Source organism: Microbacterium testaceum StLB037, assembly GCF_900104345.1.
Classification (GTDB): Bacteria; Actinomycetota; Actinomycetes; order Actinomycetales; family Microbacteriaceae; genus Microbacterium; species Microbacterium testaceum_A.
The window spans coordinates 222348-233916 of sequence record NZ_FNJN01000002.1; the positions used below are offsets into that span (position 1 = coordinate 222348).

At 70.6% G+C, this 11569-nt stretch carries 14 protein-coding genes; 6 read left to right on the plus strand and 8 right to left on the minus strand.

What is annotated here, in order from left to right; all coding sequences use genetic code 11:
• Nucleotides 1-15: 15 nt before the first annotated feature.
• From BLS25_RS04335 to BLS25_RS04350, 4 genes are all read right to left on the minus strand, one after another.
• Nucleotides 16-882, minus strand: coding sequence for an amino acid ABC transporter permease (locus tag BLS25_RS04335; protein WP_074694561.1), 867 nt, complete (start codon nt 880-882; stop codon nt 16-18).
• On the minus strand, nt 879-1523 hold the full coding sequence (locus BLS25_RS04340; RefSeq protein WP_056224894.1) for an amino acid ABC transporter permease: 645 nt from the start codon (nt 1521-1523) through the stop codon (nt 879-881). The genes BLS25_RS04335 and BLS25_RS04340 overlap by 4 nt, the downstream gene beginning before the upstream one ends.
• Nucleotides 1524-1602: 79 nt before the next feature.
• Nucleotides 1603-2556, minus strand: coding sequence for a glutamate ABC transporter substrate-binding protein (locus tag BLS25_RS04345; RefSeq protein WP_235556917.1), 954 nt, complete (start codon nt 2554-2556; stop codon nt 1603-1605).
• Nucleotides 2557-2617: 61 nt separating this feature from the next.
• On the minus strand, nt 2618-3388 hold the full coding sequence (locus tag BLS25_RS04350; protein ID WP_056224891.1) for an amino acid ABC transporter ATP-binding protein: 771 nt from the start codon (nt 3386-3388) through the stop codon (nt 2618-2620).
• A 149-nt stretch (nt 3389-3537) separates the two neighbouring features.
• Between BLS25_RS04350 and BLS25_RS04355 the strand changes: the two genes are divergently transcribed.
• Nucleotides 3538-4728: an ROK family transcriptional regulator gene (locus BLS25_RS04355; protein ID WP_074694562.1), complete on the plus strand. Its 1191-nt coding sequence runs from the start codon at nt 3538-3540 to the stop codon at nt 4726-4728.
• 67 nt (nt 4729-4795) lie between these two features.
• On the opposite strand, the gene BLS25_RS04360 is transcribed toward BLS25_RS04355, so the two are convergent.
• Both BLS25_RS04360 and BLS25_RS04365 read right to left on the minus strand, forming a co-directional pair.
• The gene (locus BLS25_RS04360) at nt 4796-5731 is read right to left on the minus strand and encodes a nuclear transport factor 2 family protein (protein ID WP_074694563.1); all 936 of its coding nucleotides are present in this window, start codon (nt 5729-5731) and stop codon (nt 4796-4798) included.
• Between the two features lie 236 nt (nt 5732-5967).
• Nucleotides 5968-6321, minus strand: a complete 354-nt coding sequence (locus BLS25_RS04365; protein WP_074694564.1) for an SdpI family protein — start codon at nt 6319-6321, stop codon at nt 5968-5970.
• Between the two features lie 48 nt (nt 6322-6369).
• Between BLS25_RS04365 and BLS25_RS04370 the strand changes: the two genes are divergently transcribed.
• On the plus strand, nt 6370-6897 hold the full coding sequence (locus BLS25_RS04370) for a hypothetical protein (protein WP_143017825.1): 528 nt from the start codon (nt 6370-6372) through the stop codon (nt 6895-6897).
• Nucleotides 6898-6953: 56 nt separating this feature from the next.
• Complete coding sequence (locus BLS25_RS04375) at nt 6954-7613, plus strand: HEAT repeat domain-containing protein (protein WP_074694566.1); 660 nt, start codon at nt 6954-6956, stop codon at nt 7611-7613.
• Between the two features lie 7 nt (nt 7614-7620).
• On the opposite strand, the gene BLS25_RS04380 is transcribed toward BLS25_RS04375, so the two are convergent.
• Nucleotides 7621-8637 (minus strand): serine/threonine-protein kinase, encoded by a 1017-nt coding sequence (locus tag BLS25_RS04380; protein WP_143017826.1) that lies wholly within the window; start codon nt 8635-8637, stop codon nt 7621-7623.
• Nucleotides 8638-8690: 53 nt separating this feature from the next.
• Nucleotides 8691-8954, minus strand: a complete 264-nt coding sequence (locus BLS25_RS04385; RefSeq protein ID WP_056224881.1) for a DUF6458 family protein — start codon at nt 8952-8954, stop codon at nt 8691-8693.
• A 138-nt stretch (nt 8955-9092) separates the two neighbouring features.
• On the opposite strand from BLS25_RS04385, the gene BLS25_RS04390 reads away from it, so the two are divergent.
• From BLS25_RS04390 to BLS25_RS04400, 3 genes are all read left to right on the plus strand, one after another.
• Nucleotides 9093-9755: an arsenate reductase/protein-tyrosine-phosphatase family protein gene (locus BLS25_RS04390; protein WP_056224879.1), complete on the plus strand. Its 663-nt coding sequence runs from the start codon at nt 9093-9095 to the stop codon at nt 9753-9755.
• Nucleotides 9756-9926: 171 nt separating this feature from the next.
• Nucleotides 9927-10733, plus strand: a complete 807-nt coding sequence (locus tag BLS25_RS04395) for a hypothetical protein (RefSeq protein ID WP_074694568.1) — start codon at nt 9927-9929, stop codon at nt 10731-10733.
• 83 nt (nt 10734-10816) lie between these two features.
• Entirely contained in the window at nt 10817-11563 is a 747-nt protein-coding gene (locus tag BLS25_RS04400; protein ID WP_074694569.1) for a L,D-transpeptidase family protein, read from the plus strand.
• Nucleotides 11564-11569: the final 6 nt, after the last annotated feature.

Consider the following 11569-nt stretch of genomic DNA (forward strand, 5'->3'; position numbering starts at 1 on the left):
CGGGGCGAAGGCGGATCAGCGGTCGACGGGGGCGTTCGGGGTGGTGAGGCCGGCCGGGGCGACCTTGGCGGGGGTCGCGAGGCTGCGGCGGCCCGGTCGCTTCTGCAGGCGAGCGGCCAGGCCCGAGAGGCCGCCGTTGAGCGCGAGGAAGATCACGGTCACCACGACGAAGGTCTGGATGAGCAGGCCGTTGAAGCTCGACAGCACCTGCCCGCGGTACAGCAGCTCGGTGAACGCCACGATGTAGCCCAGCGACGTGTCCTTGAGCAGGCTCACCAGCTGGACCACGAGCGAGGGCGCGACGAAGCGCAGCGCCTGGGGCAGGACCACCTTGCGGTCGACCTGCCAGCGGGTCATACCGAGGCTGAGACCGGCTTCGGTCTGCCCGCGGGGCAGGGCGAGGACACCCGCGCGGATGATCTCGGCGAAGGCGGCCGCGTTGGCGATCGTGAGCGGGATGACGAGCTTCCACAGCACCGGGAAGTTCAGGCCGAGCTGGGGGAGGCCGAAGAGCATCAGGTAGATGAGCAGCAGCACGGGGACCGTGCGGGCGATCTCGATGTAGGCGGTGCAGATCCAGCTGATCCAGCGGACGCGGCTGAGACGCCCGAGGGCGAGCAGCAGGCCGAGCACGAATCCGAACACGGCGGTCAGGGCCGCGGCCTGCAGTGTGCCGAGCAGGCCGACGCCGAGGTACTCCCAGATCGCGATGTCGAGGAACGGCAACCACCGGTCGCTGTCGAGCTGGCCCTTCGACGCGAACTGCACGAGGGCGAGGGCGATGAGGCCCAGGATGACGACCGCGCTGACGATCGACCAGATGAGGATGCGGCGGCGAGTACGGGGCCCGGGCTCGTCGTAGAGCGAAAGGGGGGAGGTCATCGGCGGATCCTCAACTTCTTCTCGAGGCGGCCGGCGGTGAGGCCGATCGCCAGCGCGAGCACCATGTAGATGAGCCCCGCCGCGGTGAAGATCAGGATGGGCTGAGCCTCGACGAGGTTGAGCTTGTTGGCGGCGCTCGTCAGCTCGACGACGCCCACCGCCGCGGCCAGGGCGGTGTTCATGGTGAGGGCGATCATGACGTTGCCGATGGGCTGGATCGCGGCCCGCAGCGACTGGGGGATGACGAGCACGCGCAGGGTCTGGCCGAGCGAGAACCCCAGCGCGCGGCTGGCCTCGATCTCGCCGCGGCTCACGGTGTTCACGCCGCTGCGGACGGCCTCGGCGACGTACGCCGCTTCGTAGAGCGTGAGCACGATGATCGCCGTCGGCGTCAGGGGCAGCAGGAATCCGGCATCCGGCAGGGCGAACACCGCCAGCACGAGGAGAACCAGAAGCGGGACGTTGACGAAGAACTGCACGTAGGCGAAGGCGGCCCAGCGCAGCACCGGCACCGGGCTGATGCGCGCGGCGGTGACGAGCGTGCCCAGCACGATCGATCCGATGCCCGCTGAGACGGCGAGCAGGATCGTCGTGCCGAGCGCTTGCGCGATCGGCCCGGCGCTCGAGGCGAAGAAGTCCATGGGGTCCTCAGAGGAGCGTGAGAGGGGAGGGGAGACCGGCGCCCGTCATGTGCGGAACGGACGCCGGTCGGTCAGGGGATCAGGAGCCGGGGACGCTGCCGATCGCGGGGGGAGTCGGAGCGCTCGACTCGACGGCCGAGCCCAGGGTGGCGTCCCAGATCTTGGCCCACGAGCCGTCGTCCTGGATCTTCTTCAGCCAGTCGTTGATGAACGACTTGAACTGCGCGTCGTCCTTCTTCAGACCGATGCCGTACGCCTCACTGGTGAAGGGCTGGCCGACGACCTTGATGCTCTTGTCGTCGATGGCGTGGCTCGCGAGCAAGGTGAAGTCCTGCACGTACGCGTCGCCGCGGCCCTGGGTCAGGGCCTGCAGGGCCTGCGGGTCGGTGGCGAAGCTGACGATGTTCGCGGTGGGCTGCTTCTCGGGCACGGCCGTGACAGCGGGGGTGTTCGCGCCGACGATGACCGTCTTGCCGCCCAGGTCGTCGATGCCGTTGATGTCGGTGTTGTCACTGCGGACGGCGACGGCCAGACCCGACTCGAGGTAGGGGCCGGCGAAGTCGACCTGCTCGGCGCGCTTCTCGGTGATCGTGTACGTGTTGAAGACGACGTCGACGGTGCCATTGGCGAGCAGGGCCTCGCGGGTCTCGGACGCCGGCGGGACGATCTCGACGTTGGGCTCGCCGAGGATGTAGATGGCGAGCATCTTGGCGAGGTCGGCGTCGAAGCCCTGCACGTCTTCGGGATTCGTGGGGTCCTGCTGCGACAGCAGGGGGGCGTCGAGTGCCTCGGCGACGATGAGCTTGCCGCGTGCCTTGATCTTGGCCATCGTCGAGTCGGAGATGAGGGCCGCGGCGTCGGCGACGGGCGCGTTCGCGTAGACCTCTTCGAGGCTGCTGGCCTTGGCCGACGCGCTGGGGTCGGACCCCGGGACGGCCGCGGTGCCGGACGAGCACGCGGCGAGAGACGCGACCGTGGCCGCGGACGCCAAGAGGACGAGGCCTCGGCGAAGGATCGAGCGAGAGGAGATCACGGGTACTGCCTTTCGGTTGCGGGTGCGTGCGGAACGAGCCGCGTCGGGGGCGGGGAGGATGTCAGTGGGCGAGGATCTTCGACAGGAACGCCCGAGCGCGGTCGCTCTCGGCGTGGGTGAAGAAGCGCTCGGGGGTGGTGTCTTCGACGATGCGTCCGTCGTCCATGAAGATCACGCGGTCGGCGGCGCGGCGGGCGAAGCCCATCTCGTGCGTGACGACGACCATCGTCATGCCCTCTTCGGCGAGCGAGGTGATCACGTCGAGCACCTCGCTGACCATCTCGGGGTCGAGGGCCGAGGTCGGCTCGTCGAAGAGCATGAGCTTGGGCTTCATCGCCAGCGCGCGGGCGATGGCGGCGCGCTGCTGCTGACCGCCGCTGAGCTCGCCGGGGAAGCGGTCGGCCTTGTCGGCGATCCCGACGCGGTCGAGCAGGGCCAGGCCCTCTTCCCGCGCCTTCTTCAGCGGCACCTTCGACACGATGCGCGGGGCGAGAGCGACGTTGTCGAGAACCGTGCGGTGTGCGAAGAGGTTGAAGGACTGGAAGACCATGCCCACTTCGGCGCGCAGGTCGGCGAGCCCGCGCCCCTCGCTCGGCAGCGGGACGCCGTCGATGGTGATGGTGCCCGAGGTGATGGTCTCGAGACGGTTGAGGCAGCGGCACAGCGTCGACTTGCCCGAGCCCGAGGGCCCGACGATGACGACGACCTCGCCGCGAGCCACGTCGAGATCGATGTCCTTGAGCACGTGGTGGTCGCCGAAGTGCTTCTGCACCTCGCGGACCGCGACGAGGGGCGCGGAGGCGGGGGCTGCGGGGGAGGCGGGCGTCGACACGGGGGTGGATCCTTCCCGCGGACTCGCCGCGATATCGGTACAGCCGACGCGGGAGGTGATTTCCGCGTCCTTGGTGAAATCAAACTAACGAGGCCATGTTACAGAGATAATTCGAGACAGAAACTCCAAGTTTGGAATAAGATACGGGTGTGAAGCCTCTCCACGCGGCCCTGCCGACCTACAGCCCGCAGACGCTCGCCGTGCTGACCCCGCTGCGCACGGGCGCTGCGCGATCTCGAGCCGAGCTCGCCGCGCACACAGGTCTGTCGCCGTCGACCGTGACCGCGCGCGTCGATCCGCTGATCGCGGCGGGCGTGATCGTCGAGGACGGCACCGACGATTCACGCGGCGGTCGCCGACCCCGACGCCTCGCGGTCCGCGGCGACCTCGGCACGGTGGCCAGCATCGACCTCGGGGTCGAGCGCAGCACGATCGGGCTGGTCGACTACGCCGGCTCCTCCCTCGCCCACCGGCACCTCGTGCTGGATCTGGCGGAGGGCCCGGATGCCGTTCTCCGCCGCGTCGCAGAAGAACTCGCTGCGCTGGCGGCGGCGAACGGCGCGCCCACGGTGACGGGGGCGGCGATCGCGCTGCCCGGGCCGGTGTCGGCGGAGACGGGTCGGCTCGTCGCGCCGTCGCGCATGCCCGGCTGGCACGACGTCGACGTCGCGGCCCTTCTGTCCGACGTCCTCGGGGTGCCGGCCCTCGCCAGCAACGACGCCAACTGCATGGCGGTCGGCGAGCTCGTCGGGGGCGATCCCGAGGCCCTCAACCAGGTGTTCATCAAGGCCGGATCCGGGATCGGGTCGGGGGTCGTCGCGGGCGGACGGCTCTACACGGGCCGGAGCGGGGCCGCCGGTGACATCAGCCACGTCACCGTGCCCGGTGCGGCGCCGGTGCCCTGCTCGTGCGGGCGCGTCGGCTGCCTCGACGCCGTGGCGAGCGGGTCGGCCCTCACCCGCGCGGCCCAGGAGGCCGGACGCGACGTCTCCGACGTCGAGACGGTGATCGATCTCGCCCGAAACGGGGACGCGCTCGCCACCGGCCTGCTCCGTGAAGCGGGGAGCATGACCGGCGGTGTCCTCGCCACGATCGTCAACTTCTTCACCCCCGACCGTCTCGTCGTCGGCGGCTCACTGAGCGCGTCCGACGTCTTCATCGCCGCGATCAAGTCGAAGCTGTGGGCCGACTGCCTGCCCATGGCGACGGAGAAGCTCGAGGTCGCCGTGCCGCGCCACCCGCGCACGGGCGGCATCCTCGGGGCTGCGCGCCTGTTCCTCGACGCGGCCTTCGGGCCGGAGTCCGCTCGTTCGGCCCTGCGGGTCTCGGCTCGCGCCTAGCCCGCGGGGCCCGCTCGGGCGCGGCGGTGGGCCCGTCCCGCAGCGGGCCCACCGCCTCTGCGGTTCCTCAGCGGGTCGGAACCACGTCCCAGTGCTCGCGGATCAGACCGCCGTCGACGCGGAACAGGTCGGCCGCCAGCAGCGGGTCGTCGGGCTTGGCGCCCACCGCCTGCGAGAACGTCCAGACGATGTCGCCGTCCGACAGCGAGATGACCGACTGCTGCGCCGGGAACTGGGCACCGCTGCCGAAGAGCTGCTTCAGCGCGGCCGTCCCGTTCGGGGCGATGGAGTTGTGCTGCAGGTACGCGGGGTCGAACGCCCGGTCGAGAATCGTCACGTCCTTGTCGCGGAACAGCATGTTGTAGGCCGAGACGGCGAAGACGCGGTTCTTCTCCTCCTGCTGCTCGGTCGGGGGCGGGGTGGGCTGCGACGGACGGTACAGGTCGCTGAACATCGTGTTCGTGTTGCCGCTGGCCGGGGTTCCGGTCGGTATCGCCTGGTCGAGCGACCAGTGTTCGACGATCTTGCCGTCCTGCAGGCGGAACAGATCGACGGCCGCGTCACCGCGGCGCTCATCGCTCGGGTCGGGGGCGATCTGCCAGTGCACCGCGACCAGGTCTCCGTCGGACGCGAGGTGTTTGATCACGGCCTGAGCGCCGGGGAGGCGTTCCCGGTCGGCCGCGAACTGGGCGAGGAGCCCCTGCGGGCCCGATGCCGTTCCGCTGCCGTGAGCGATGGCATCCGGAGCCACGAGCTGACCCGCGATCGCCTGCGCGAACGGGCTGTCGGGATCGGCGAACGTCGTGGCGAAGAGCGTGCGGATGAGGCAGGCGTCGAACTCCTCGGCGCCGACGTTCTGCCGGTCGTCGGAGGAGGCCGTGGACGCGGGCGATCCGGTCGTGGGTGCGGCGTTGGCGGGTGCGGCGACGACGAGTCCGGCGATGATGGCCGCCCCGGCGACCAGGGTGGCCGCGCGGGTGATTCGGGGGGTGAAGGGGGGCATGGTGTTCTCCTACGCAGTGCGGATCTTCGAGTCACCGTTCCGTCGACTCGTGGTCCTCTCGGCGACGGTGACCGGTGGAGACACGAGCACGCGATCGGCGGCTCGTGGAGTACCGGCAGGATCGCAAGATCTCGTCGCGCGCACACGTACGCACCTGACCGTTAGGTACTGACCCCGAGGTCGGATTCGTGGCGACGGCGGTCGACGCTGGGCGGATTCATAAGCCCGCCGGCCGCTCAGGCGTCGCGCAGATCGCGGTCCGACGCCACCCGGTCGGCCGCGCGACTGCCGACGATGCCGCCCGCGACGAGTCCGGCGATGATGACCACCGCGGTCAGGGCGGGATCGGCGTCCGACAGGGCCGGGACCGCCAGCGGCAGGACCGCGACACCGACCGCCACGAGAGCGAACACGCTATAGGGGAGCACCGCGGCGCGGTGCCCGGCCCGCCACGCCGCGTCGCTCTGCTGGATGGCGGGAAGCCGGATGCCGACTCCCCAGCCCCTCGGGATGACCCCGCGCCCGCACAGGGCGAGGATGGGGATGAAAGCGAGACCGACGACGGCGAGGATGATCGCCCCTGTGCTCATGGCGAGAGGATACGCCTGACATACGCTCGCCGTCGTACGCTCCACGTGATGTCCTCGTCAGATCGCGCCCCGCGGCGTCCACGTGTGTTCCGGGAACGCCGGGGCCTGCTGTTGGCGATCGTGGTGCTCGTGATCGCGGTCGTCGCGGGGGCGAGTCTCACCAGCGCCAAAGATCACGCGGTGCGCGATTCCGTCGCTCCCGTCGAATGGCGCGGGGCCTTGGACGGAGCCGCGCCCGGGAGCGAGATGCGCATCCGGCTGCAGCGAGACGGTACGGCGGAGGTCGTCGACGCCCCGCGCGGAGACGTGACGCGTCAGGACCGCGACGAGGCCCGGCAGAACCGCAACGGCCGCCGGCACCTCTGCTTCGCGCCCGCGGGGACGGGCGTCTACACCGGGCCCGCCACCTGGGAGGTCGTCGGCGAGTGGGGGATCCGGGTGCAGTTCGACGATTCGTCGCTCATCCTGCGCGCGGGCAAGGGCGGCTCGGTGCTGCGCGACCCCGACTGGAACAGCCCGCGCATGCCCGAGTGCGGCGAGAACGGCAAGAGCTGGCGGTTCACGCGCGTCGACTGAGCACGGCCCACCCCGCCCCGGGCCGTGAAACGCTGGATCCGAAGGAGGGATCGACCATGACCGACCCCACACCCGCCGACCGGCTGCGCGCGGCCCTCGAGCACTCCGACGCCTCGGCCCGGCTGCAGGCCGCGCTCGCCGCGGGAACGCGACCCGATGATCGCTACGTCGACGTGCTCGTGGCGCGGTGCGCGGTCGAATCCGACTTCTTCGTGCGCGACATGCTCACGTGGGCGCTCACGCGCCACGACCCCGCGCGCACCGTGCCCGCCCTGCTCCCCGCGGTGGGGTCCGAGATCCCCCAGGCGCGGAGCCAGGCCCTGCACACCCTGTCGAAGATCGGCGACCCGGTCGCCTACACGGCGATCACGCCGGCGGTGCTGCGCGACAGACTCCCCGAGGTGGCCCGGGCGGCCTGGCGGACGGCATCCGGACTCGTTCCCGACGATCAGCGCGAACGCCTCGCCGACGAGCTGTCGACGCAGTTCGGCCGGGGCGACCACGACACGCAGCGGAGCCTCAGCCGGGCGTTCGCCGCGATCGGCTGGCGCGCCGAGCCCACCGTCGAACGCGCGGCGGCCTCGCCGTACGACGTCGTCAGCGCGCACGCGCGGGCCACCGCGATCATCATGGACGACCCGGACGACGACTTCGCCGCCGCCGCGGTCGAGGCGCGGCGCCTGGTCGCTCAGCGCGCGCTGCCCGCGGAGGACTGAACGCGGCTCAGTGGTAGTGCGTGACCCAGGCCCACAGCGGGGGCCGACGGCGTCGCGCCGACGTCTCCCGGGCCTGGTTCACGGCGCGGAGCGCGGTGACCGGCTCGGCATCGGTGGTGACGGCGGCCACGGCGGTGGAGTCCGCCGAGACCGCGGCGACGGCCGGTGAATCCTCCGGCACGGGCCCGCTCCGCAGCTCGCGCGCGAGATCGGCCACCTCGCCGGCGGTCGGACGCCCCGCGGGGTTCGGGTCGGTCATGGCCGTGAGCAGCACCTCCCAGCCGTAGCCGAAGCCCTGCGGCACTTCGGGGTCGTAGTCCAGGGGGCCGAGCACGAGCTCCTGCATCGCACCGCCGCTCAACGGGCCCTCGGCCGTGAGCATCTCCTGCGCCAACAAGCCCAGGGCGTAGATGTCGGATGCCGGTGTCGCGGGCTCTCCGTGCAGTCGCTCGGGCGGGAGGTATTCGGCATCCGGATGCGTCTGCGCGGTGGCGGGCCGAGCGCCGAGCACCTGCGTCACGCCGAAGTCCGCGAGGACGGCGGTGAAGGGGCGGGGCGCGGCGCGCTCGGGGCGCAGCAGCACGTTCGACGATTCGAGGTGCTGGTGGACGATGCCGACCTCGTGGATCGCGGCGAGGCCCTCGGCCACGTCTTGGAGCAGTCCCGCGGCGAAGTCGGGAGCCAGCGCGCCGTGGTCGTCGAGATGCTGGCGCAGGGTCGGCCCCGGGATGAGCTCCATGACCAGATAGCCATGACCCTCGCGCGTGAGGTGCGCGTCGTACAGCGTCACGAGCGACGGGTGATCGAGGGCCGTGAGGATGCGCGCGGCCGCGAGTCGCCGCCGGGGATGAGCGACCTCGTCGGGGTCGAGCGGAAAGACCTTCAGCGCCACATCGCGCGCGAGCACGTCGTCGCGCGCACGGTAGACGGTGCCCTCGCGGTCGGAGCCGAGGGGCTCGATCAGCCGGTAGCGCCCCGCGAAGGCACCCCTGAGCGACGGGAGCGTCGCGTCGGGGGTGCTCATCGGATCTTCGTGGAGAGGCCGGTCGCCGTGCGGGTGGAGCTCGGACAGGGTCGTCACACGAGGGGGTCGCCGTTGTCGCTGGTGCGACGGGTGGTGACGCTCTGGCCGCTGGCCGGGTCGACGGTCGAGCGGGTCGTGGACTCGACCGAACGACGACGGAACATGAAGACCAGGCTGATCAAGAAGATGACGACGCCCGCGGCCATCAGGATGTACCCGATGGTCTGGAGATTCGCCACGCCACCGAGGTCGAGATTGACCGCGAAGGCCAGGATCGCGCCGATCACGAAAAGTGCGATGCCGCTGCCGATACCCATGGGAAACTCCCTCGTTGCTGTGCTTGTCTAGGGATCGCAACCGGTGATTTGGACCTTCACTGGTCGCGATCGCTCAAACGTTACTGAGCGAAACGCTTTTGCTGCGACCGATGGCGCGGCGCATTCCCGGGGTGCATAATGGACGACCTTCAGCGCAGAGTCGACGCTTTCGCGGCGCTCGGAGACCGCGGTCGTCTGCAAATCGTCGACCTTCTGGCGGTCGGTGACATGTCGTCGAGCGAGATCGCCGCCGCCCTCGGGATGAAATCGAACCTCGTGGCCTTCCACACCAATGTGCTGCACGAGCGGGGAATCGTGCGGAGGGTGCGATCCGAATCCGACGGGCGCCGCACGTACCTGCAATTGATTCCCGAGGCGTTCTCGGCGCTCGGGGCCGTGCCCACCCCGGTCGCGGGGCGCGTCGTCTTCGTCTGCACGGCCAATTCCGCGCGGTCACAGCTCGCCCAGGCGATCTGGGCGGACCACAGCGACATTCCCGCCGCCTCCGCCGGAATGCATCCCGCCGATCGCGTGAATCCCGGAGCGATCGATGCGGCCACCCGACATCGCATTCCCCTCGACCCGGATGCCGTGCCCCGATCACTCGACCAGGTGGCGCGTCCCGGCGATTTCCTGATCAGCGTCTGCGACCAGGCGCACGAGCAGATGCGCGGTCGCGACGATGTGCATTGGTCGATCCGCGACCCCGCCAAAACCGGCAGCGTCGAGGCGTTCGACACGACCGTCTCCGAGCTGCGATCGCGCATCGCGACGGTGGCCGCGCAGCTCGTCGGGGCGTGATCGAAACGAGAGCTGAGGGAATTCATAAGAATCTCTCGGGTTGTGATTCAATGCAGTAGCTCACCTCGCCGATCGTCGGAGATCGGGACATTCCGGGTGCGGCCCATTCCATTGGCAATGCTCCCGATCGCCCGCGCGTGCGCTGCCTTTTCTCCTGAGAGGGACACCCATATGTCTATCGACACTCCGCGCACCGCCACGGCATGGCGCCGCGCCGCAGCCATCGTTTCCGCCGGAATCCTCACCACCGCTCTCGCGGTCGGCGGGGCCAGCGCCGCGCAGGCCGTTCCCGTGCCGGTTCCCACGCTCGAGTCGAGCTCCGCCGTGGCGACGCCCACCGGTGCGCTCACGCTGACCGCGAAGGACTTCGCGCCGAACAGCGCTCTGGCCTTCACCCTCGACAACGAGCCGCTGACCGTCTCCTCGGTCAACGGCACGGCCGAGGTCGCGGACCAGAACGGCGCGTACGAGGGCTTCACCCTCCTGCCCGCGACCACGACCCCGGGTGAGCACACGATCACCGTGACGGGCGAAGTCGACCCCTCCGCCGTCCTCCTGCGCGCGCTGCCCGCCTCGGCGAGCACCACGATCACCGTCGTCGCCCAGCCGTCATCGTCGGTGACCCCGGCGACGCAGTCGCTGTCGTCGTACCTGAAGAACGGCGTCACCGCGACCTTCTCGGGCTTTGCCCCCGGCGCCACGGTCTCGTTCGGCATCTCCACCCCCGGTACGGGCGACCAGGCCGGCCCCGACGCCGTCGCCGACGCCACCGGCACCGTCACGCTGCGCTTCGTGCCCGAGGTCGGCACGAACTACGCCAACGAGGGCGAGTACTTCCTCAGCGCCTTCAGCGACGGTGGAGCCGTCCGCGCCGCGCCCCTCACCTTCGCCGTGACCGCTGACGCGGCTGCTGCTGCCCCGGCCCCCGTCGCGGGCCCGGCCACTCCGGTCAAGCGCGCCGCGACCTTCACCGGCTGATCGACTCGGCTGTTCGACGCCGGGCCGGGACTTTCGTTCCGGCCCGGCGTTCCCGTTTTCCGTTCCATCCCAGGAGATCCCCCGTGTCCACCCGCACGACCGCAGGCGTCGGCGCCTCGGCGCTTCTGACGATCCTCCTGCTCGCGGGATGCACTCCCGCGGCCACTCCGGACGCAGCCCCCTCAGCGACCGTCGAGGCGCAACCGACCCCCACCGCGACCCCGACGGCTTCGGCCCCCGCGGCGACCGCGACCTCCGCCACCGCCACGGGGTCGACGCTCGAGGTCTTCGCGGAGCCCGGCGGCAGCGTGACCACCACCCTGCAGAACCCGCAGGAATCCGGCGCCCCCCTCACCCTTCTCGTCGCCGCGACGCAGGGGGACTGGCTGCAGGTGCACCTCGCCCAGCGGCCCAACGGCAGCACCGGGTGGGTCAAGGCCGACGCCGTCCAGCAGCACCGTCTCGAATACAGCCTCGAAGCCTCCACCGAAGCCAATACGCTCACCCTGCTCAAGAACGGGCAGGTGGTGAAGTCGTTCAGCGCAGCCACCGGCACCGGCGGCACGCCGACCCCGCACGGCGCGTTCTTCGTCACCGAGCTGCTCGAGCCGACCAACGAGGGCTACGGCCCGTTCGCCTTCGGGCTCTCGGCGTTCTCGGACGTCCTCTCGAGCTTCGGCGGCGGGCCCGGCCAGATCGGCCTGCACGGTACCGACGACGTCGAGAGCATCGGCCAGTCGGCCAGCCACGGGTGCATCCGTCTGTCGAACGCCGACATCACCGAGCTGGCGAACCTGCTGCCGCTCGGCACCCCCATCACCATCAGCTGACGGCGG

Excerpts from the sequence above, each read along its gene's own strand:
- BLS25_RS04385 (WP_056224881.1), bottom strand. The coding sequence starts at position 8,954 with ATGGGTATCGGCAGCGGCATCGCACTTTTCGTGATCGGCGCGATCCTG.
- BLS25_RS04365 (WP_074694564.1), bottom strand. The coding sequence starts at position 6,321 with ATGAGCACAGGGGCGATCATCCTCGCCGTCGTCGGTCTCGCTTTCATC.
- BLS25_RS04335 (WP_074694561.1), bottom strand. The coding sequence starts at position 882 with ATGACCTCCCCCCTTTCGCTCTACGACGAGCCCGGGCCCCGTACTCGC.
- BLS25_RS04370 (WP_143017825.1), top strand. The coding sequence starts at position 6,370 with ATGTCCTCGTCAGATCGCGCCCCGCGGCGTCCACGTGTGTTCCGGGAA.
- BLS25_RS04380 (WP_143017826.1), bottom strand. The coding sequence starts at position 8,637 with ATGAGCACCCCCGACGCGACGCTCCCGTCGCTCAGGGGTGCCTTCGCG.
- BLS25_RS04395 (WP_074694568.1), top strand. The coding sequence starts at position 9,927 with ATGTCTATCGACACTCCGCGCACCGCCACGGCATGGCGCCGCGCCGCA.
- BLS25_RS04360 (WP_074694563.1), bottom strand. The coding sequence starts at position 5,731 with ATGCCCCCCTTCACCCCCCGAATCACCCGCGCGGCCACCCTGGTCGCC.
- BLS25_RS04340 (WP_056224894.1), bottom strand. The coding sequence starts at position 1,523 with ATGGACTTCTTCGCCTCGAGCGCCGGGCCGATCGCGCAAGCGCTCGGC.
- BLS25_RS04375 (WP_074694566.1), top strand. The coding sequence starts at position 6,954 with ATGACCGACCCCACACCCGCCGACCGGCTGCGCGCGGCCCTCGAGCAC.
- BLS25_RS04390 (WP_056224879.1), top strand. The coding sequence starts at position 9,093 with ATGGACGACCTTCAGCGCAGAGTCGACGCTTTCGCGGCGCTCGGAGAC.